Here is a 19,547-nt window from a genome sequence, read left to right as displayed (position 1 = left end):
AGTTTAACTTAATAGTCGATTTTCTCAATCTGGTCTCGGATGTCGTTAAGATCTATATAGCGATCGGTAGCGTTGCGTAGTTCCCTCGCAATCATTCCTTCTGTGGAAACTACGGTGATATGAGTATTTTTAGAACGTAGCAACTCAATAGCTCGCTCAAAATCACCATCTCCGCTAAACAACACTACGCGATCGTATTGATCTACCGTATTAAACATATCGACCACAATTTCAATGTCCAGATTTGCCTTTTGAGAATACCTACCTGAACTATCATCATAGTATTCTTTTAAGATTTTGGTGCGGACTGTATATCCTAGGCTAATCAAGGCATCCCGAAACCCCCTTTGGTCTTGAGGGTCTTTGAGTCCCGTGTACCAGAAAGCATTAATAAAAATCAGATCGGCTTGTTCATGTTTAAAATAGTCCAAAACCCTTCGGGGATCAAAAAACCAGCCGTTTTTTTGTTGAGCGTAGAACATATTGTTACCGTCCACAAAAATAGATAGACGGTTTCTCAAGTTAGGCATACAAACTAAAGACCTAATATTTGTAGTAAAGAATTTAAACTAGATACTTTATCTTAGCACGTGAATACTCACTAAGTTTAACCCGAATTTATGACAAAATTGATATGTCATATCAGAGCCTATAATCCAACCTATGCCTAGGTTTTACTATCCTCCAATAGGCTAACAAAACCCTAATTTTCGAGTTGTCAGAACCATATAAAAATATCATATTGGCTGTTCAATATCCTAATTTCACGATAGTTTCACCTGAGTTTCACCTTTGATTATATTAGCTGCAATTGAAATCACTACTAGCCGATCTTACCCTCCTTTCAATGGCGGTTATGATCTTCAGGAGTTTAGTTAAAGCCAGACCAACAGCGAGCCACAGTAGTATCTTACTGCTAAAGTTAGTCAGCGAGCCATCAAGGTCTAAGATATAGCCAGTGCGACCGAGTGATTTCTGTGGTAGGTAATAATGCCATACTGGACTGATGACTGGACACCACAAACGCCACTAACTGACGAAATACCTAACTGGTACATTCGTAGCATGGGCGGCGCTTTGGCTGAAACTGACTAATAGTAGTGTTTTCTGGTCTCAATTTAAAATATAGAAGTCCGATTATGACCCTCATAATAGTATACAGTGTTGTGTGCTTTCCTGGCGCGGGCGATCGCCCTACTAAGCAGAAAACCCCTAAATTTCTTGACTCTCCAAAGCCCAGCGAGCTAGTTGGGTGCGGTTATGAAGTCCAGTTTTACCTAACATATTACTGATATGGCTTTCAATAGTCCGCTGGCTGACTTCCATAATTTTGGAGATTTCCCGGTTTCCCTTCCCCTTGGCTACCAACTCAACCACCTTTAACTCAGTTGGGGTCAACTCCACCCCCTCGCGAACTCTAATTTTTTGCGAGGCTTCGATTACGGATTTACGATATCGGGTCAGGCGTTCAGTTTGTCGCAGAGATGACTCTACCTGAGCCATTAGTTCTTCTGGATCAAAAGGCTTGACCATATACACATCAGCCCCGGTATTGAGGCCTTTAACCCGGTCTTCGCTTTGTCCTTTCGCAGATAGGAAAATTACCGAAATCCAACCAAATTGGGCATTTTCCCGGATTAGCTTGACTAGGGTATAGCCATCCATCTCCGGCATCATAATGTCACAAATTATTAATTCTGGCACTTCCTCTTCCAGTTTTTCGAGGGCTTTTTGACCATTTTCGGCAATGGTGACTTGATATCCTCGCAATTCCAGATAATCGCTGATCAAAATCACGAGGTTAGGATCATCGTCTACTAGCATAAGTCGCCTTGGTTCCGGTGCGACAGTATTTTCGTTCATCTGACTGTTCCGTTGGAGATCTGATCTGATTGGGGTACTGTTAACAATTTCGTAAAAGTTACTAGGTGCAGCAGTTGATAGGTGTTTTTGTCTATCATATCCGAAAATTAAACGACTATAGTTAGAATGGGACTCCTGACCCGATAATCATGATCAAGTTGATGCTCAACTTTGATTTTCTAATTCCGATAAACTTAATGGGTGGGTGAGAAAGGCGTACTCCTCTACAACAGTAGACCCGATTAGGTGTTCTTGAATAATTCGTTCAATCACTTCGGGAGTGGCGGATCTGTACCAAACACCATCTGGATATACTACTAAAATTGGCCCTTGACAACACACCCGCAAACAATTGGCTTTGGTTCTAAATATACAACCGGGATGGTCCGCTGTGGGACGGTCTAGGTTTAGTTCTTTGAGCCGATTTTTGAGATAATTCCAAGATTCGATACTGGCTGGCTTCGAGCAGCATTTCGGGTTGGTTTGGTCAGCGCATAGGAATATGTGACGTTGAATTTGCGATAAACCTAGGTTCTTAACCGTGACTGCTAGAGACCCTCCCTCGCAATACTCGGGGTTGTTAGTTTCCGGTTCTGGGTTTTGGGGATGTTCAATCATAAAGTTACGGATAATATGCTTGGATAATGATACCTGAGACCCAATCATCCATTATACCGAAGACACGGGAAACATTGGCAAGTTCACACTCACCCATAAGTTTTTGGCTATTTTCACTTTTCACTACCGGATCGGTTCGGAAACCCGTACAGTTGATGCTGTTGCGATCGCCTTACTCGATTAGGTAAATTAGCACTCAGAGGTTGAGAGTGCTAAAAACATCAGATGGACATCCGACCGAGATGGGCAAACTTGAGACAGTTTCCCTAAGTGGGGTCTAAATGCTGTTAACTCTCAGCACAGTGTTTGAAAATAGGAGGTAATTGAATGGCTGCTGTCTCTCTTAGTGTTTCTACGGTTAAACCCCTTGGCGAGCGTGTGTTCGTTAAGGTCAGTGCTTCAGAAGAAAAAACTGCAGGCGGAATTCTGCTGCCGGACACCGCTAAAGAAAAACCCCAGGTTGGCGAAATCGTAGCCGCTGGACCGGGACGACGCAATGATGATGGCTCCCGCTGCGAAATGGAAGTCAAAGTCGGCGACAAAGTTCTGTATTCCAAATACGCCGGAACTGATATCAAACTCGGCGGCGATGAATACGTCCTGTTGGCTGAAAAAGACATCCTGGCGATCGTCAACTAAACCGATAACTAATCATTATCCCACATTTTGACTCTTCTGTGGGTCGCTAGCGTGTCAAAACTGATTGACAGTCCTTTGTAGTATCCGAATAGCAACTGAAATAGGAACCTATGGCAAAACGTATTATATACAACGAAAATGCTCGTCGCGCCCTCGAACGTGGTATGGACATCTTGGCTGAGTCCGTAGCCGTTACTCTCGGACCCAAAGGCCGTAACGTAGTCCTAGAAAAGAAATTTGGCGCACCCCAAATCGTTAACGACGGGGTGACGATCGCCAAAGAAATCGAACTCGAAGATAACATTGAGAATACTGGTGTAGCCCTAATTCGTCAAGCGGCTTCTAAAACCAATGATGCGGCGGGAGATGGAACCACCACTGCAACGGTTCTAGCTCATGCCATGGTTAAAGAAGGACTGCGGAACGTAGCAGCCGGAGCTAACCCCATTGAACTGAAACGGGGAATTGATAAGGCGACAGCTTTCTTGGTAGACAGAATTGCTGAACACGCTCGCCCTGTGGAAGATTCTAAAGCGATCGCTCAAGTTGGTACCATCTCTGCTGGTAACGACGAAGAAGTTGGTCAGATGATCGCTGAAGCCATGGACAAAGTGGGTAAAGAGGGTGTGATTTCCCTCGAAGAAGGTAAGTCCATGACTACCGAACTGGAAATCACCGAAGGTATGCGCTTTGATAAGGGCTATATCTCCCCTTACTTCGCTACCGATACCGAGCGCATGGAAGCTATCCTCGATGAGCCTTATATCCTGCTCACCGATAAGAAAATTACCTTGGTTCAGGATTTAGTTCCGGTTCTCGAACAAGTAGCGCGCGCTAGTCGTCCTCTGTTAATTATTGCTGAGGATATCGAAAAAGAAGCTCTGGCTACCCTGGTGGTTAACCGCCTGCGGGGTGTGCTGAATGTGGCTGCTGTTAAGGCTCCTGGTTTTGGCGATCGCCGCAAAGCCATGTTAGAAGATATTGCAGTTCTCACCGGTGGTCAAGTCATCACTGAGGATGCTGGTCTGAAACTGGAAAGCACCAAGATTGATATGCTTGGTAAAGCTCGCCGCATCACCATCACCAAAGACAACACCACCATTGTCGCTGAAGGTAACGAAGCTGGTGTTAAAGCTCGTTGTGAGCAGCTACGCCGTCAAATGGAAGAAACCGAGTCTTCCTATGACAAAGAGAAACTACAAGAGCGTCTCGCTAAATTGGCTGGTGGCGTAGCAGTTATCAAAGTTGGTGCTGCTACTGAAACCGAAATGAAGGATCGCAAACTGCGCCTGGAAGATGCCATCAACGCCACCAAAGCTGCTGTTGAGGAAGGAATTGTTCCCGGCGGTGGTACAACTCTCGCTCACTTGGCTCCCCAGGTCGAAGAGTGGGCAAGTAGCAATCAATTGACTGGTGAGGCTCTCACTGGTGCTATGATTGTGGCTCGCGCTCTGTTGTCTCCCCTGAAACGGATCGCTGAAAATGCCGGCGAAAATGGCGCTGTGGTTGCTGAACGGGTGAAAGAAAAATCCTTTGATGTGGGCTACAATGCAGCTAATGGCGAATATGTCAATATGTTCGAGGCTGGTATTGTTGACCCCGCTAAAGTGACTCGTTCTGCTCTCCAAAATGCCGCTTCTATCGCTGGCATGGTGTTAACTACCGAGTGTATCGTCGCTGACAAGCCAGAACCCAAAGACAACGCGGCTCCCGCAGGCGCTGGCATGGGTGGCGACTTCGACTACTAAGATTTAAGTTAGGATATAGGTTAAGGTTTCGGGCTGCCTTTGGGTTGGCCCCCCTTAATCAAAAACCAGGGACTCCGATACTATCGGGGTCTTTTTTTGTCTCTGGCCACCTTAATTGATAATTAATACTTTTAGTTATTCACCATATTATTGATTATTGATAATAAATTTAAGCCAATATCTAAGGTTATTTGGCTAAAAGTCCTGATATATATGGCTTATAGCTATTCGTAACAAAACTTAACTTGCATTTTATTGAAAGTTATTTACAATAAGGCTTAACAGCTTATTGAGATACTTATGCAATAAGCTGGGAAGATGTATAACGTTGTAGCACTATGCAGACTTACGAAAATCCAACCGTAAAATATGACTGGTGGGCGGGTAATGCGCGCTTTGCTAACCTGTCTGGGCTATTTATTGCCGCCCACGTTGCTCAATCAGCCTTAATTGCATTTTGGGCTGGAGCCTTTACCCTGTTTGAGGTTTCCTGGTTCGACCCCACCCTACCCATGGGAGAACAAGGGCTAATTCTGCTACCTCACCTAGCCACCCTGGGATTAGGTGTCGGGGATGGTGGACAAGTGGTAGATACTTACCCTTTCTTTGTGGTGGGAGCCGTTCATTTAATCTCCTCAGCGGTATTAGGTGCGGGAGCGCTATTTCACACCTTCAAAGCACCCGAAGATTTAAAAACCGCCCAGGGTCAAGCCCAGAAATTTCATTTTGACTGGGAAGACCCAAAACAGTTGGGCTTAATTTTAGGGCATCACTTACTGTTTTTAGGTATGGGAGCCTTATTGCTAGTCGCCAAAGCTATGTATTTTGGCGGACTGTATGATGCAGCCACTCAAACCGTCCGTCTGGTAACAGAACCTACCCTTAACCCCGCAACTATCTATGGCTATCAAACCCATTTTGCCACTATCGATAATCTTGAAGATTTGGTTGGGGGTCATATTTATGTAGGGGTGATGCTCATCGCTGGCGGTGTTTGGCATATCTTAGTTCCCCCCCTCAAATGGGCGAAAAAAGTCCTGATTTTTTCAGGAGAAGCTATCCTGTCTTATTCCTTGGGTGGCATTGCTTTAGCGGGTTTTGTGGCGGCTTATTTCTGCGCGGTCAATACTTTGGCTTATCCTGTGGAGTTCTACGGTCCGCCTCTGGATATTAAACTCGGAATTGCGCCTTACTTTGCAGATACAACAGTCCTACCAATGGGCGCTCATACCCCCCGCTGTTGGTTAGCTAATGCTCATTTCTTCTTAGCATTCTTCTTCCTCCAAGGACATCTTTGGCACGCTCTGAGAGCCTTGGGATTTGATTTTCGTCGGGTTGAACGAGCTTTAAACTCTATCGAAGTTTAAGTCTGAGCAAGTCCCCCTAGACGGGTGGGTGGGTCAGTTTCATCTCTGGATATCTATTGACTCATCCACTACTCGATTAGAGATTATTTCCCCCCCCTGGTATCATATCCTTTCGCCAATGGAAATAGGTTAAATGAATTGTCCTTGTTGTTCGGGAGAATTACTGCTACATTGTAGCCATCATGGCTTATATTGGCAATGCCAAAATTGTCGCCTGACTTTGCCAGCTTCAGAAACTCTTGACCGACTCTTATTTGAGGCTAGTTATTCGGAAAAGCACTCCCCGACCTGCCCTCATTAATCGATACAATTGCCCGGAAATATCATTAGGAGAAATTCATGGCTGTCTTACATGATGCAGTGTGGTTAAATGTCAGTCCTGCTTTCCAAGAGTTTAACCAACCCTGCTTAAATTTTTTGTCTCAATCTGCTTATCTTAGCCAATATAAGTATTATCTGAGTCTGGATGAACCGCTGTCATTTAATACGCCATTAATTTGGCTCCATAACTATCTCAAAAATTGTGATTATCCTGTGCATTTAATTGGACATGGTATGAGTGGATTGTTGGGGTTATTATATGCTCGTCAACATCCAGAAATGGTGCGATCGCTTACTTTAATTTCTGTGGGGTTTTATCCGTCTGTTGATTGGCAGGCTCATTATTATGTACAACGACAACTTCTCAATTGTAGTCAACAAAAACTGTTAACTCAAACAGTTTATAACCTCTTTGGTTTTCAATGTCCTCCCATTACTAAAAAATTGATTGGTATTTTGAAAGAGGATATGATTAGTTCCCTGTCTCCCCATACTTTATATAAACGGGTCAGTTTTTCTCCTGGTGGTGTCCAGGTTCCTTTGCTGGTATGTAGAGGCGAACATGATGTGGTTATTGACCAGAATTTATGGCAGGGGTGGTCAAGGGTTTTTAAACCATGCGATCGCCTTTGGCAATGTCCAAATGGTCGCTATTTTTGCCATTATTTTGACCCCCAAAAAGTCGGTGAGACTATTGTTAATTTTTGGGATAATCTCCTGAAATCTTCAGATGTTATCTGCCCCGCCGATTCTCTTATTTATGACTGAATAACATAATCGACTAATTTTCCTTAGAATGCCTGAACTGATTACAGTTACAGCAAAGATTGTGCTGACACAATTCACCTCAATTTTACCCAGGAGATAATCATGACTGAACCCGCATTAACACCAATTAACTATTTGCCCATTAATCCCATATTTCCATTGTTTATATTCATGACATTGATGGGATTTATTTACTCGTGTATTGTCGCGATAAAAGATGGATTAAAAAATGTAAAAAAACTCCATGATATTCCCTGTAGTCGCTGCGCTTTTTTTACGGGAGACTATCGCTTAAAATGTACCGTTCATCCCTGTAAAGCCTTATCAGAAGAAGCAATTAATTGTAGAGATTTTGAATTAAACACCGGTCCGGCGCGGAACCGACCACCTTTAGAAAAATAACATACCAGCATAGTCGGGTGTTGAGGATTTTTGGCGATCGCCCCTGACTTGACTCTAACTCTAGGGAAATGGGCATTGAGCCTCAATTCCCTTTTTTGCTGTCATAACGGCAGCTTGGGGAATTTTTGAGGAAATCTTAAAACTGTGGTATCGTCCCGAATTATTAAGGATTGTAAATTTTGAGTGCTGACAATGCCAGTGAAGGCATATAATTAACCCTTGGCGAAAAATCAGAGACCGGGAGAAATAGGTTAAACCAAAATCTAATTATCCATACTTTACATGATCAGGGATAACTACCACCTAAATACAAGTTCGTTTATTGTATTAGATACGGAAGGAAAAAACAGCTTAACCGAAGTGGCGATGGTGGATAATCAGGGAGCAATTTGCTATCAAGCATTTGTTGCCAAAAACCATCCAGAACCGACATTTAGGCTGAACATTGCCACACTGCTAGATATAGTTAAACAAGTCGATAATCTGTGCCATAATCAAGTAATAATCTGCCATCATGCTGAACATGATCAAAGGATATTAGAGCGCAGTTTTGAACAAGTAGCAATTCCCTATCCTAATTATCAATTTATCTGTACCTGTAAGTTAGCCAAACAGCAGTTACCAAACCTTCCCGACTATGGATTAAGTTATTTATGTAAAACCTTAGACCTGCGATTAAATGGCGATCGCTTTGATGATCGCTATGCTCACCGTGCTAGTTATGATGCACAATTTACTTACAAACTTTATCGTTATTTAAACCCATTAAAATCACCCAAAATGTCTGAAAATATTGCCCAACTATACCAGAATACCCCTAATCCTTTCAGCAGTATCCGAGTTAATACACCCTTTGAATATCACCCGGACTATGCTGATATTTACAGCCATCAATTTGACACACTGAAAGCCGTAATTCATGAAATCAAAGAATCCCCCAACCATCAAAGCCAAGGAGCCATAGTTTTGGGAGGACCGGGTTCTGGTAAAACCCATTTAATGATGCGACTGGCTCAACAAGTCCTGAAGACAAACCGCCTATTTTTTATCCGCCACCCGACTAATGCTGAGGCGGTGAACTACCATACATATACGAGAATCCTAGAATCATTTTCGGAAGAAATTACCCAGAAGAAGCTGACGCAACTCGAACAGTTTTTTGCGAAAAGTTTTGTCAATATCCTGAGCCAAACTGACTGGGTAAATAGCGAAAAAGGTAGACTAATGATCGCTAAACTACAGGATGATAACCTATCGCTATATGAACGGGTAGGACAACCGGGAACAGACCGCTATCGCAAAAATTGGGATGCGATAGAAAATAAAATTTTAGGGTGGTGGCGGGCTAAATATGGACTCTCCACGGACTACAGTTCCCAAGTCTTAATAGGGATTATACGGTTCTGTAGGTATACGGAAGTTAACCGAAAAAACCTAGTGCGCTATTGGTTATCTGGGAATGGAGATGCTGACTTCTCGGAAGAATTAAACCAGGTGGGATTAAAACCCTGGGGGGAAGATTTTAACCGGGAAGAATTTGCCCTAGAAGCTATCAAAACCCTAGGTCAACTGTCCCTATTAGATGAACCGCTGATTTTAATTTTTGACCAACTGGAGTCCCTATTTGAAGCACGTCACCAATCAACCTTAGAAAGTTTCGGTTCGACGGTGAAGGAAATTTTAACCCACGTTCCGAATAGCTTAATTATTCTGAATTTCTTTCCTGACCGTTGGGAGCGTTTTCAAGAACAATTTGATGGTTCAGTGATAGACCGTGTTTCTCAGTCTGTGGTGACATTGGGAAGACCATCTAAAGCACAACTGCATCAATTACTCAAAACTCTCTGTCAACTGAAAATTGAAACTAATTCCCCCCACGCTACGGTTGATATTGAAGTGCTGTTTACGAAAAAGGAACTCACAGAAATTGTCAATCAACCCTCAATTCGCGCAGTTATCAAACGTGCTTCTGACTACTTCCGCCATAAGGTGCAGGGTGTTCCCCTACCGCCAATTATTGCACCCCGGAAGGCTATCACAGTGGAGGCGGTGCAGTTTAAACAGCAATTACAAGGACTTTATCAAGCGGTACAAGAGGTGATTAAAACCTTCGATAATCTGACTCTATCTCCCCCGGAACAGCAACTACCGGAAACGGAGGAACTGGAATTAGATTTGGAGGATTTGCCTGAAGAAGAGAGACAGGAAAAGGCGACGGAAGGGCGACCTATAGAGCCGGAAATTGCCATAAAAGCTGATGCGGAATCGGAAAAATTGGTCGATTTGCAATTAGATGAATATTGGCAGAACCTGTTAAACCAATGGGAAAAGGACTATGATAAACCTCGCGTTATTAGTGATACGGATGATGTGGGTAAACTAATGGCGATTGTTTCGGCATTTAATAACCGATATCCGCTGAAGGTTGAACAACTGTCATTTGGACAGCGAAAAATACCAGAGCATTTGTGTATTAAAACAGGTCAACAAACTTATGTGCTGGCATTTTTGCATGGTTCAGGGAGTGCGTTTACTGGGAGAATTAAAAATTTTAATCGATTGGCTCTTGCTCATAAAAAAATGCGGTTTCGGTTAATGCGGGATGCTGTGGAACCGCCGATAAGGGGAGATGTTGGTCTGCGAGAAATTCAGATACTTGATGCGGTTAACCATGGGGAATATGTGATTATGGATAGGAGCGATCGCATTTGTTTTGAGTGTATATATCAAGCGATTATTGATTGGGAAAATCGCGAGTTTGCTGTAGGGATAACTCTGGAAGATATAGTTGATTTTTTGTCGATGAAACTGCCAGATTATTGGTTGATTAAGTGCCTGAGTTAATGGTAGAATGGGGGAAGCGATCGCCCCACTTCCTGAAAAAATGGTCGGACCAGTGGCGCGGCGGGGGGTGGGTATCAATGACAAACAGCAAGGGGTCTGAATTAGCACGCTATGCGATCGCCCCAATATGAGACAATAGAAAACGGTATACCGGAAACTAGAGAAACAATTGTGAGTCCAACAGCCGTCACAACTGATACAGCCAAAATATCCCAAACCAGCCGTCGCGCCGTTTTTCCCTTTACGGCGATCGTTGGTCAAGAAGAAATGAAATTAGCCCTGCTGCTGAACGTGATTGACCCCAAGATCGGCGGCGTAATGATTATGGGCGATCGAGGTACAGGTAAATCGACCACCATTCGCGCCCTAGCTGACCTGCTACCAGAAATAGAGGTCATAGCCGACGACCCCTTTAACAGTCACCCCAGCGATCCTGAACTGATGAGTGATGGGGTCCGAGAACGCATGAGTTTATCCGAAGCCATCCCGGTGACCCGTCGCAAGGTACAAATGATCGACCTACCCCTAGGGGCGACAGAAGATCGGGTTTGTGGAACCATTGACATTGAAAAAGCGTTGGCTGAAGGGGTAAAAGCCTTTGAACCGGGACTATTAGCCAAAGCCAATAGGGGTATCCTCTACGTTGACGAGGTAAACCTTCTCGACGATCACCTAGTCGATGTCCTACTAGACTCCGCCGCCAGTGGTTGGAATACGGTGGAAAGAGAAGGCATTTCTATCCGCCACCCGGCGCGTTTTGTCCTGGTGGGTTCAGGAAACCCAGAAGAAGGGGAATTGCGACCCCAATTATTAGACCGTTTTGGAATGCACGCGGAAATTCGCACGGTGAAAGAACCTAGTCTGCGAGTCAAAATTGTGGAACAGCGGACAGCCTTTGACCAAAACCCGCCGGAGTTCTTAGGAGAGTATCAACTATCCCAGGAAGAACTACAACGGCGCATAGTAGAAGCCCAAGAGAGACTATCGGGGATTAATATTGATTATGATCTGCGGGTGAAAATCTCTCAGGTCTGCTCAGAATTAGATGTAGATGGACTGCGGGGAGATATTGTCACTAACAGGGCGGCGAAGGCTTTAGCTGCGTTTGAAGGGGCTACAGAGGTCACTGTTGACCATATTGGTCGGGTGATTACTTTGTGTCTGCGCCACCGACTACGGAAAGATCCATTGGAGTCTATTGATTCTGGAAACAAAGTCCAGAAGGTGTTTCGCCAAGTGTTTGGATTACCCGAACCGGATCAAAATTAGTTAACAACATCACAGGCAACTTTGCCTGTGTTACCGTATCGGGTTATGGTGGTTCGGATTATGGGGTTGGACCCCGGTCTAGCAACTTTGGGGTTTGGGATTATTGAATGTCACACTTGCGAAGAAGCTAGGGGAGGGTCTTTGTTCTCGGTGATGGACTTTGGGGCGATTCAAACTGAGGCTAATCAACCCCTGGGCGATCGCCTACAAACTATTTATGCTGACCTCCATACCCTACTCGAACAATGGCAACCGGATCTTGTCGGTGTCGAAAAATTGTTTTTTTACCGCATGGGAAATACGATCGCAGTTGCTCAAGCTAGGGGGGTTTTGCTGTTGGTTTTGGCTCAACGACACCTTCCTATATTTGAGTTTACCCCGGCTCAGATTAAACAGGCATTAACCGGATATGGTAATGCTAAGAAATATCAGGTGCAAGAGGCAGTAGCCAGGGAGTTAAACTTACAGGCGATACCTCAACCGGATGATGCGGCGGATGCTTTGGCGATCGCTTTGGCGACTTGGTTTGATCATGATCGGGTTTCCGATTCAATTTTAAGCTGATTGATAATCTATGTCTAATCTCATTCTGACTTCTCAAGAAATTGCTCAATTTCGTTCCCAATTGGCTGAATATTCCTCGGCATTACAAGCCTTAGATATGATTGAAGACTGCGAGGGTGATATCGAAGATGCCGCGATTTCTATGGCGATTAATGTCGGTCAATCTCCCACTACATCGGAAAATTGGCTTGATGGTTTAGCCAAGCGCCACCGAGTTACTATCTGTGAACCTAGCTATCAAGAGGATTTATTACAGTCCAATATAGCCCCGATAGTCGCTCATTTAATTTACCAAAATCAATGCCCGCCACTACTGGTCACTCCCGTGGTTATTTATGTGTTAAAAACTGGGGTTGAACAATTTTGTGAGCCTTTAAAATACAAAAAAATTTAACTGATAAATACTGACCGTAGAGCCTTAACCCTACGGTCTTTTGGCGTGTTGGTCTACTGATTGGCGCGGGCATCTTGAACCGCTGCCCAAAATAGTAGCACTGATAGGGGTATACTCAAGGCTAGAATCACCCCTGTGATTAATCCCCCTAATTCCGGTTCCCCAGAGGAAAGTTCAAAAATTGAACCAACGGCGGCGATCGCTGTAATACACGATCCGGCTAATAATAAACCACTTTTTGGCGTTCCAACCATGATCAGTTTTGACCCCACATTATTTAACTTGTTGAGTGTAATCGTGCTATTTAACCGGCTTGACTGCTTTCGGAGAAAACTTATATTTAGCCAATTCCTCATTCAGGGCTAATTGATTGTCAACGCGATCGACAAATAACACCCCCTGTAGGTGATCGATTTCATGTTGAATGGCTCGACAAAGTAACTCCGTAGCCAATATGCTCCGAGGACGGCCGTTTTCATCCTTAAAGGTAACTTCTACCTCTTCTGGGCGGACTACATCCATATAAACCCCTGGAATACTTAAACATCCTTCCTGGAAAGGTGATAACTCGCGGCTTGACTTTTTGATGGTGGGGTTAATCAACACTAGGGGGGGAGTCGCTGCATTATCAGGTTCGCAGTCAATCACGATTACCTGTTTGTGTACCCCTACTTGGGGAGCGGCTAAACCAATACCATCGGCACTATACATGGTTTGTAACATCTCCCGCACCAGTTGCCGAATTTCATCGTCAATGCGCGAAACCCGTTTGGCTGGCTGTCGCAAAACGCGATCGCCCAAATAGTGAATATCCAGGGGGGGTTTTTCTAACTTTTGCTTTTCCACCAGAACTTGAGACGTCATGAAATCCTTACTCGCTTTCGTTAACACTTATTCATATTTGATTTTAGATCGCAATCGGGGTTTGGGAGAGCGATCGCTACATATTGGATCTCAGTATCCTGGCTAAGATTCTCAATCACCCCCAATAATTAAATTTTTGCTAAGTTTTCCTGTATTTGAGCCAAATCGGTTTACGTTTAAGTCTTTTATGGCGATAATTGACTCTGGATCAAAAAATCCACCAGCTTGCGGCTGATGGATAACTCACCTATTCGTAGCATCTCAGTTGTTAATGTATCAGTTCCCGACTATTTTGACATCACCTGACCGGGTGATATTCGGTAACTAGATATCCTCAAAACAGGGGGGATATTCTTGCTCCACCATTTGCTAGGGGGTTTCACAGTGTACCTCCTCCTGTTTTTAGCCTCGTGGGTGAACTTTCACAGCTTGACCTAGAGAGTAGACAATTCAGATTCTGGCTGGAGTCCCCATTGACTGCATCTCTGTAATTCTCCATCCTAGGTAATAAGCTAAAAATCTTCCTCAACTCATTCTCAGGAGATTAAGACATGGCATCTCTCACCTATTTTGCTCACCTAAGACAAAAAAGCGATCTAATCAACAGCCCCACCTGTGCATACCCCAACAACCCATCACCCGTTGAACATAAGCAGCAAAACTCCCTTAACTACGTCCCTAGTAGCCAAGAACTTAAACGGTTTATTGGTTGTAAAGCTGGCGAGGTGATCAAGCAGATGAGGGTTTGGGGTTATCACCAAGTTACCCTCAACATTCCCAAAAACTTGATATCAGTTAAGACAGACCAAGGTTCGATCAATTTCCAGCTTTTGTCCTATGACACGATTATTGCTAATGTCAATTGCGATCGATACTAATTATTTCGAGGACATCTGACGCGCCATATCCCTAAACATATTCATGTTGGGACCGGGACGACGACGGGTCGCTGTGGACTTGGGAAGTAAGTAGTCTGTAGCAAATGTCATACCCTCCGGGGTTTTGTTCATACCACCATTTAGGGGCGCAGACGATGGGGCTACCTTAGCCACAGCAGCCGGGGCTGGGGTGGCAGGTACATCCGCTTTTGCTGCTTCTGGGGATTTCTTCGCTACAGATTTCTTCGTTTTTTCTGGCTTGTCAGCTTTGGGGGCTTCAGCTTTGGGGGCTTCAGCTTTGGGGGCTTCTACTTTGGGGGCTTCAGCTTTGGGGGCGACAGTTGGACTCGGTTCTGCGGTGGTTCCCTTAGCCTCATCAAACTCTAAAAAATAATCAGATTTTTGACCACGCCCAAACAGTTTACCAATGGCTAACATTAAACCTACTCCGTTCAGTTTTTATAAAATTGACACTCATTGCCTAACAAGTTAAATTTCAGATTAAAATTATCTGCAAGGTTTGTCCACAATTGTTTACAAAATTTTACAAAAATCCCATCAAGTGAGGGTAATTTGTGACAATAAGAGGCAAAATTGAGATAATTGTTTACACTTATTCACAAATTCTCATAATTTCCACATGAAGAACAATCAAGCCCTTAATCCGGTTTTACTGATTCATGGTATTTTCGACACGATCGCCATTTTCCAAGTGATGTCTAGGCATCTGAGACAAAAAGGCTGGGAGGTTCATAGCTTCAACCTGTGTCCCAATTACGGATTAAGTGGCATAGAATGCCTAGCAGAGCAAATTGTCGAATATGCTGATCAAAACTTTGCCCCCAATCAACCCTTTGACCTGGTAGGTTTTAGTATGGGGGGAATTGTCAGTCGCTACTATGTACAGAAGCTAGGGGGAATTGAACGAGTCCAAAGATTAATTACCATTTCGTCCCCCCATAACGGAACGATGACAGCTAACCTCTATCCAACCCAAGCGGCGGCGCAAATGCGCGCCAACAGCCCCCTACTGTTAGATTTGAATAACAATATAGGAATGCTCGATCGCCTCAATTTTACCTCAATCTGGACTAGATTTGATCTGATGATTGTTCCGGCGAACAGTTCACACCTAAATTTGGGCGAGGAAATTATCCTTGATGTGCCACTACACGCTTGGATGGTTAAAGATCCCAATTGTATCGCAGCAGTGGAGAAGGCTTTGAGAACTGCTCTAAAATTCCAACAAGGCAAAGTGATTTAAAATCTTATGTATCCACAGCTATCATTATTATCGAATCCAGCGGTAGCAGCGATCGCTATTAATACCCTACTATTGGGAATTGTCGCCCTACTACCCAAAAAACTCTTAACCCCCTCTGGTATTGTACACGCTTGGATTTTAGGCGTGTTAGTCTGGGTAAGTCTCCAAGGACCCGGATATATGGTGGTGGGGTTTTATTTCGTGATCGGATCAGCAGTGACCCGCATTGGGATGGCTGAAAAAGAGGCGGCGGGTATAGCCGAAAAGCGATCGGGTGCTAGGGGACCGGAAAATGTCTGGGGATCTGCCTTAACTGCGGCGCTTTGTGCTTTGGGAATTTGGGGGTTAAGGGGGCTGATGGTTGATAGTCCCATAACTGCGATCGCCACACCTTTACTGATGTTGGGATATGTTGCCAGTTTCAGCACTAAACTCTCTGATACCTGTGCCTCAGAGGTCGGTAAAGCCTATGGAAAACGAACTTTCTTAATTACTACCATGCAGCCAGTGCCGCGCGGTACAGAGGGCGCTATCAGCCTAGAAGGAACTGTGGCTGGTGTGGTAGCATCCCTAGCCATGGCTATGGTGGGCTGGTCAGTGGGTTTAATTGATGCCATGGGGCTGTTATGGTGTATAATAGCAGCGTTTGTCGCTACTAACCTAGAAAGCCTGATCGGAGCCACTTGGCAAAATCAGGTGGGGTGGCTCACCAATGAAGTCGTCAATTTTATCAATACCCTAATCGGGGCGATCGTTGCTATCGTGTTAGCAGTTGTCTATTTTCAACTCCCGATTCACTTTTAAACCCCCAGATTAGCTCAGTATTAGCATACCCAAATCCCAGATCATTGCTATATTAGGGGTAGACCTCATCTGGGGTGTATACTCCAGTTAGATTAACAACCACGTTCAAATTACTTTTACCTATGTCTCAACCATTTTTGACCATTAATGATAACGACTCTCTTACCCTGAGTCAATCATTACAATATCTCCAAAATTCCGGCAAGTTGCAGGATTTTCTGGCTAATATTCTCAGGCAATATGTAATTGATAAAGAACTGCAATCTCGGGATGAAGTTAACTCCAATGCAGCCGCCATTGAGCAAGCCGTGATTAATTTCCGCCTGGAACGTAATCTCAGCGACCCCCAAGCCTTCCAAACTTGGCTCGATGAAAACCGCTTGACCTATAAAAGTTTTCATGACCAGGTTTCTAATGGGTTTAAACGAGAAACTCTCAAACTCGCAGTAGTTAAAGAGAATTTGGAGGAATATTTCCAAGAACGCAAACCGTTTTTAGATTCCGTAGTCCTGTCACGAATTGTGGTTGATGACTATGAAATGGCTGAAAGTTTAAAAAGCAAAATTGCCTCGGGAGAAGGAAGTTTTGAAGCCTTAGCGCGGGAATATTCTCTCACCACAGAACGCCGGGTTAATGGCATGATGGGAGCCGTAAGTAAAGCCACATTACCAGATACCTTAAAATCTACCATTGAAGGGGCTAAGGTGGGTCAAATTATCGGACCTTTTGAAGTCGAAGGGCGCTGGTGTTTGTTCAGAATTGAAGAATTTATCGACGTGACTTTGGAAACCAAAGGCATTAAAAAACAGTTGCAGGATGAATTGTTCGATCGCTGGATGAATGAACAACTAAAAACCCTGACTGTGAAAATGCAAATTGGTGATTAATTTAGGGCTGTGGGAAAGCCCTTTGCAGTTGTTCAGGAGTCAACTCCTCCAAAATGGTCATCTGAAACAGGCTGGAACCTATAGTATTTAGATAAGCGTCATTTAAGTAATTGCGGTTATCTAACTCTCGGCGAATATGTAGGTTAAAAAACGTCAGGCTGAGTGCTTTTAAATAGGGATAAGCGAAGTTGGGGTCAGGACCAATAATTTCTGGGGGGATGGGTAATTGTCCCCCCTCTTCTTGTAAAAAGGAGAAGTGAGTCCCTCCCTCAAATAACACTAGGATGTTGTCAGAGTTGGTTAACCAGGTGAAAGGCTCAATTTGTTCTGCAATGGCTGGGGTAATATAATCATTGGTTCCTGATACGATCGCCACTGGGATATTAATAGCAGCCATTCCCCTTTCACCAAAAACTAAGCTGCTAAAGGGATTAATAGCGATCGCTGCTTTAATTCTAGGGTCCCGAAAGTTCTGACGTTCTAAAGCCACTTCCAAAGCTCGACATTGGAGGATAATTGATAAATTGAGGGTAATGCGCCGATTGGGAAGATCAGGACAATACTGGCTCAGTATCTGGGGGTTCAATTTCGCTCCCGCTAAGGCTAACACCGTATACCCCCCAAAAGATTGACCAACTACGCCAACATTTTGCAAATCTAGCCTTTCTCGCCAAAATGGGTCAGAAGCTGATTTTTGTTCCAGTAAGTCTAGTAAATAACTAATATCTGTGGGGCGCGCGGCAAATTCTGAAGGGTTAGGAGGTTCCTCGAAACCTTGTAAAAATCCTTCAAAACGATTAGCACTGGTGGCGATATGTTCGGGAATGGCTACCGCAAAACCATGGGAGGCGAGATGTTCGGCTAAATAGCTAAAGGTTTTTGGGTCTGACCCTAACCCGTGGGAAATAATAATTAGGGGGGCGGGTCTGTCTATATTTTCCGGTAAGTATAAAAACAGTGGCGAAGGGCGATCGCGATTAGGATTGAAAAATACTACCTCTGCTTCTGTCCAGCTATAGGGTCCCATAGTCCGGGGGTTAGGAATGGTGAATCTTTGTTGCGGTCTCCGGTTAGCACTATTTTCCGCCGACCTCTGCTGTGAGATTTGCTCGATAATTGTCTGATCTCTAAATAACACCTGAGTTGTTTCGTTGATCAAATCGATACTAAAATCTAAATCAATGCGAATTTGAGGGTCAGGAAACTCCTGGAGAATACCCATAATCGTTAGACCTTCTGGACGTTTAGAGGCTTGAGCGATCGCTGTTTTTAGAGCCATATAACCATTTTCGCCGTCTCCAGTATTCACCACTCTACCCATGCGCCGCAAAATGGTTTCTCCTGTTGGCGAATTTAAAAACCGATCTATACTCCAAGGACTCGCTTCAAAAGGGGATTTTAAACCTCTTCTTAATCCTTCCGGGTCTTCGATATTCAGTAAATAACCATACACAAATAAAAGCGGTGTACTCTCCCCAGACTCGACAAATTTTTCCAGTTCAGCTATGGAAATTGAGGTGTTTGCTATACCATAGGATATGATCATCTCCTCCGCGCTGTGAGCGGGGCTTACTGATGCGATCGCACTCAAAATTGCAGAAGATAAACCCACCCCAAATATTTGCCATACAGACGAAAACCATTTACCAGCCACAGCCATAAATTCCAATTAATCCATAATCTAATAACTTTCGCTAATATATCAACCCGAATCGATTTAAATTTTAAAGTATTGTTAAGAATTGATACATTTTTATTGATAATGCCTCGCAAATAGTTGACGAGATTATGGGGGTTGTGGTATCCTCCAATAAATCGTTACCAAGGGCTTATTGTGTCCTTATCCGAAAATAAAGCCTACAACCCTGATTCTATCATAATCCAGAATATTACAGCCTGTTCAGAAATCATCTGATCACCTCTCAAAGTCCCTCTCCCTTTCTGGGAGAGAGGTGTAGGGTGAGGGCAATGTATTACAAAGTCCCTCTCCCTTTCTGGGAGAGAGGTGTAGGGTGAGGGCAATGTATTACAAAGTCCCTCTCCCTTTCTGGGA

The 19,547-nt window shown here is 44.1% G+C and carries 22 protein-coding genes; 15 read left to right on the top strand and 7 right to left on the bottom strand.

Features of this window, described 5'->3' with window-relative positions; translation table 11 throughout:
- Positions 1-8 precede the first annotated feature (8 nt).
- From ACTIE0_RS04555 to ACTIE0_RS04545, 3 genes are all read right to left on the bottom strand, one after another.
- Positions 9-530 (bottom strand): LabA-like NYN domain-containing protein, encoded by a 522-nt coding sequence (locus ACTIE0_RS04555; RefSeq protein WP_006618367.1) that lies wholly within the window; start codon positions 528-530, stop codon positions 9-11.
- Between the two features lie 682 nt (positions 531-1,212).
- The gene (locus ACTIE0_RS04550) at positions 1,213-1,863 is read right to left on the bottom strand and encodes a response regulator transcription factor (RefSeq protein WP_046319061.1); all 651 of its coding nucleotides are present in this window, start codon (positions 1,861-1,863) and stop codon (positions 1,213-1,215) included.
- A gap of 165 nt (positions 1,864-2,028) precedes the next feature.
- Positions 2,029-2,481 (bottom strand): (2Fe-2S) ferredoxin domain-containing protein, encoded by a 453-nt coding sequence (locus ACTIE0_RS04545; protein WP_035759984.1) that lies wholly within the window; start codon positions 2,479-2,481, stop codon positions 2,029-2,031.
- Between the two features lie 327 nt (positions 2,482-2,808).
- Here ACTIE0_RS04545 and groES point away from each other — a divergent pair, with 327 nt between their 5' ends.
- The 11 genes from groES (at position 2,809) to ACTIE0_RS04490 (ending at position 12,797) form a co-directional block, all read left to right on the top strand.
- Positions 2,809-3,120, top strand: coding sequence for a co-chaperone GroES (groES, locus tag ACTIE0_RS04540; protein ID WP_006618364.1), 312 nt, complete (start codon positions 2,809-2,811; stop codon positions 3,118-3,120).
- A 110-nt stretch (positions 3,121-3,230) separates the two neighbouring features.
- Positions 3,231-4,868, top strand: a complete 1,638-nt coding sequence (groL, locus tag ACTIE0_RS04535; RefSeq protein ID WP_006622402.1) for a chaperonin GroEL — start codon at positions 3,231-3,233, stop codon at positions 4,866-4,868.
- A gap of 338 nt (positions 4,869-5,206) precedes the next feature.
- A complete protein-coding gene (locus tag ACTIE0_RS04530) occupies positions 5,207-6,235 on the top strand; it encodes a chlorophyll a/b binding light-harvesting protein (RefSeq protein ID WP_006622403.1) in 1,029 nt (342 codons plus the stop codon).
- A 133-nt stretch (positions 6,236-6,368) separates the two neighbouring features.
- A complete protein-coding gene (locus ACTIE0_RS04525) occupies positions 6,369-6,536 on the top strand; it encodes a hypothetical protein (RefSeq protein WP_164468737.1) in 168 nt (55 codons plus the stop codon).
- 38 nt (positions 6,537-6,574) lie between these two features.
- Positions 6,575-7,324: an alpha/beta fold hydrolase gene (locus ACTIE0_RS04520; RefSeq protein ID WP_006670061.1), complete on the top strand. Its 750-nt coding sequence runs from the start codon at positions 6,575-6,577 to the stop codon at positions 7,322-7,324.
- Positions 7,325-7,426: 102 nt separating this feature from the next.
- Positions 7,427-7,726, top strand: a complete 300-nt coding sequence (locus tag ACTIE0_RS04515) for a hypothetical protein (RefSeq protein WP_006670060.1) — start codon at positions 7,427-7,429, stop codon at positions 7,724-7,726.
- A 282-nt stretch (positions 7,727-8,008) separates the two neighbouring features.
- Positions 8,009-10,570, top strand: a complete 2,562-nt coding sequence (locus ACTIE0_RS04510; protein WP_006670059.1) for an exonuclease domain-containing protein — start codon at positions 8,009-8,011, stop codon at positions 10,568-10,570.
- A complete protein-coding gene (locus ACTIE0_RS04505; protein WP_369299234.1) occupies positions 10,570-10,701 on the top strand; it encodes a hypothetical protein in 132 nt (43 codons plus the stop codon). The genes ACTIE0_RS04510 and ACTIE0_RS04505 overlap by 1 nt, the downstream gene beginning before the upstream one ends.
- Complete coding sequence (gene bchI, locus ACTIE0_RS04500; RefSeq protein WP_006670057.1) at positions 10,682-11,839, top strand: magnesium chelatase ATPase subunit I; 1,158 nt, start codon at positions 10,682-10,684, stop codon at positions 11,837-11,839. Before ACTIE0_RS04505 ends, bchI begins: the two co-directional genes overlap by 20 nt.
- A gap of 45 nt (positions 11,840-11,884) precedes the next feature.
- Positions 11,885-12,403 carry a crossover junction endodeoxyribonuclease RuvC gene (gene ruvC, locus ACTIE0_RS04495; protein ID WP_006622409.1) on the top strand — a complete coding sequence of 173 codons (519 nt, stop codon included), beginning with the start codon at positions 11,885-11,887 and terminating at the stop codon, positions 12,401-12,403.
- A 10-nt stretch (positions 12,404-12,413) separates the two neighbouring features.
- Positions 12,414-12,797 (top strand): hypothetical protein, encoded by a 384-nt coding sequence (locus ACTIE0_RS04490; RefSeq protein ID WP_006622410.1) that lies wholly within the window; start codon positions 12,414-12,416, stop codon positions 12,795-12,797.
- A gap of 53 nt (positions 12,798-12,850) precedes the next feature.
- Here ACTIE0_RS04490 and ACTIE0_RS04485 read toward each other — a convergent pair whose 3' ends face one another.
- Positions 12,851-13,051 carry a hypothetical protein gene (locus ACTIE0_RS04485; protein WP_006622411.1) on the bottom strand — a complete coding sequence of 67 codons (201 nt, stop codon included), beginning with the start codon at positions 13,049-13,051 and terminating at the stop codon, positions 12,851-12,853.
- Between the two features lie 46 nt (positions 13,052-13,097).
- Entirely contained in the window at positions 13,098-13,661 is a 564-nt protein-coding gene (def, locus tag ACTIE0_RS04480) for a peptide deformylase (protein WP_006670056.1), read from the bottom strand.
- A 551-nt stretch (positions 13,662-14,212) separates the two neighbouring features.
- Between def and ACTIE0_RS04475 the strand changes: the two genes are divergently transcribed.
- Positions 14,213-14,539 carry a hypothetical protein gene (locus ACTIE0_RS04475; RefSeq protein WP_006622414.1) on the top strand — a complete coding sequence of 109 codons (327 nt, stop codon included), beginning with the start codon at positions 14,213-14,215 and terminating at the stop codon, positions 14,537-14,539.
- Here the strand turns inward: ACTIE0_RS04475 and ACTIE0_RS04470 are convergent, their stop codons facing one another.
- Positions 14,540-14,977: a hypothetical protein gene (locus tag ACTIE0_RS04470; RefSeq protein WP_006622415.1), complete on the bottom strand. Its 438-nt coding sequence runs from the start codon at positions 14,975-14,977 to the stop codon at positions 14,540-14,542.
- Between the two features lie 202 nt (positions 14,978-15,179).
- Here ACTIE0_RS04470 and ACTIE0_RS04465 point away from each other — a divergent pair, with 202 nt between their 5' ends.
- The 3 genes from ACTIE0_RS04465 to ACTIE0_RS04455 all read left to right on the top strand — a co-directional run bounded on the left by ACTIE0_RS04465 (position 15,180) and on the right by ACTIE0_RS04455 (position 17,494).
- Positions 15,180-15,803 (top strand): esterase/lipase family protein, encoded by a 624-nt coding sequence (locus ACTIE0_RS04465; RefSeq protein ID WP_006670055.1) that lies wholly within the window; start codon positions 15,180-15,182, stop codon positions 15,801-15,803.
- Between the two features lie 6 nt (positions 15,804-15,809).
- Positions 15,810-16,607: a TIGR00297 family protein gene (locus ACTIE0_RS04460; RefSeq protein WP_006622418.1), complete on the top strand. Its 798-nt coding sequence runs from the start codon at positions 15,810-15,812 to the stop codon at positions 16,605-16,607.
- Positions 16,608-16,729: 122 nt separating this feature from the next.
- The gene (locus ACTIE0_RS04455; protein WP_006622419.1) at positions 16,730-17,494 is read left to right on the top strand and encodes a peptidylprolyl isomerase; all 765 of its coding nucleotides are present in this window, start codon (positions 16,730-16,732) and stop codon (positions 17,492-17,494) included.
- A 1-nt stretch (position 17,495) separates the two neighbouring features.
- Here the strand turns inward: ACTIE0_RS04455 and ACTIE0_RS04450 are convergent, their stop codons facing one another.
- Entirely contained in the window at positions 17,496-19,154 is a 1,659-nt protein-coding gene (locus tag ACTIE0_RS04450) for an alpha/beta hydrolase (protein ID WP_006670054.1), read from the bottom strand.
- Positions 19,155-19,547 lie beyond the last annotated feature (393 nt).

The sequence above is a fragment of the Limnospira sp. genome (assembly GCF_051859755.1).
Classification (GTDB): Bacteria; Cyanobacteriota; Cyanobacteriia; order Cyanobacteriales; family Microcoleaceae; genus Limnospira; species Limnospira fusiformis.
The sequence above is the reverse complement of the archived record's forward strand: the minus strand, read 5'-3'. Positions and strand labels throughout refer to the sequence as shown.

What these genes read in the sequence shown, in the direction of transcription:
- ACTIE0_RS04460 (WP_006622418.1), top strand. Translation starts at nt 15,810, where the DNA reads ATGTATCCACAGCTATCATTATTATCGAATCCAGCGGTAGCAGCGATC.
- ACTIE0_RS04485 (WP_006622411.1), bottom strand. Translation starts at nt 13,051, where the DNA reads ATGGTTGGAACGCCAAAAAGTGGTTTATTATTAGCCGGATCGTGTATT.
- groES (WP_006618364.1), top strand. Translation starts at nt 2,809, where the DNA reads ATGGCTGCTGTCTCTCTTAGTGTTTCTACGGTTAAACCCCTTGGCGAG.
- ACTIE0_RS04470 (WP_006622415.1), bottom strand. Translation starts at nt 14,977, where the DNA reads ATGTTAGCCATTGGTAAACTGTTTGGGCGTGGTCAAAAATCTGATTAT.
- ACTIE0_RS04515 (WP_006670060.1), top strand. Translation starts at nt 7,427, where the DNA reads ATGACTGAACCCGCATTAACACCAATTAACTATTTGCCCATTAATCCC.
- ACTIE0_RS04505 (WP_369299234.1), top strand. Translation starts at nt 10,570, where the DNA reads ATGGTAGAATGGGGGAAGCGATCGCCCCACTTCCTGAAAAAATGGTCG.
- ACTIE0_RS04530 (WP_006622403.1), top strand. Translation starts at nt 5,207, where the DNA reads ATGCAGACTTACGAAAATCCAACCGTAAAATATGACTGGTGGGCGGGT.
- ACTIE0_RS04525 (WP_164468737.1), top strand. Translation starts at nt 6,369, where the DNA reads ATGAATTGTCCTTGTTGTTCGGGAGAATTACTGCTACATTGTAGCCAT.
- ACTIE0_RS04550 (WP_046319061.1), bottom strand. Translation starts at nt 1,863, where the DNA reads ATGAACGAAAATACTGTCGCACCGGAACCAAGGCGACTTATGCTAGTA.
- ACTIE0_RS04545 (WP_035759984.1), bottom strand. Translation starts at nt 2,481, where the DNA reads ATGATTGAACATCCCCAAAACCCAGAACCGGAAACTAACAACCCCGAG.
- ruvC (WP_006622409.1), top strand. Translation starts at nt 11,885, where the DNA reads ATGGTGGTTCGGATTATGGGGTTGGACCCCGGTCTAGCAACTTTGGGG.
- ACTIE0_RS04465 (WP_006670055.1), top strand. Translation starts at nt 15,180, where the DNA reads ATGAAGAACAATCAAGCCCTTAATCCGGTTTTACTGATTCATGGTATT.
- ACTIE0_RS04510 (WP_006670059.1), top strand. Translation starts at nt 8,009, where the DNA reads ATGATCAGGGATAACTACCACCTAAATACAAGTTCGTTTATTGTATTA.
- groL (WP_006622402.1), top strand. Translation starts at nt 3,231, where the DNA reads ATGGCAAAACGTATTATATACAACGAAAATGCTCGTCGCGCCCTCGAA.
- ACTIE0_RS04475 (WP_006622414.1), top strand. Translation starts at nt 14,213, where the DNA reads ATGGCATCTCTCACCTATTTTGCTCACCTAAGACAAAAAAGCGATCTA.
- ACTIE0_RS04520 (WP_006670061.1), top strand. Translation starts at nt 6,575, where the DNA reads ATGGCTGTCTTACATGATGCAGTGTGGTTAAATGTCAGTCCTGCTTTC.
- ACTIE0_RS04450 (WP_006670054.1), bottom strand. Translation starts at nt 19,154, where the DNA reads ATGGCTGTGGCTGGTAAATGGTTTTCGTCTGTATGGCAAATATTTGGG.
- ACTIE0_RS04455 (WP_006622419.1), top strand. Translation starts at nt 16,730, where the DNA reads ATGTCTCAACCATTTTTGACCATTAATGATAACGACTCTCTTACCCTG.
- ACTIE0_RS04555 (WP_006618367.1), bottom strand. Translation starts at nt 530, where the DNA reads ATGCCTAACTTGAGAAACCGTCTATCTATTTTTGTGGACGGTAACAAT.
- bchI (WP_006670057.1), top strand. Translation starts at nt 10,682, where the DNA reads ATGCGATCGCCCCAATATGAGACAATAGAAAACGGTATACCGGAAACT.
- ACTIE0_RS04490 (WP_006622410.1), top strand. Translation starts at nt 12,414, where the DNA reads ATGTCTAATCTCATTCTGACTTCTCAAGAAATTGCTCAATTTCGTTCC.
- def (WP_006670056.1), bottom strand. Translation starts at nt 13,661, where the DNA reads ATGACGTCTCAAGTTCTGGTGGAAAAGCAAAAGTTAGAAAAACCCCCC.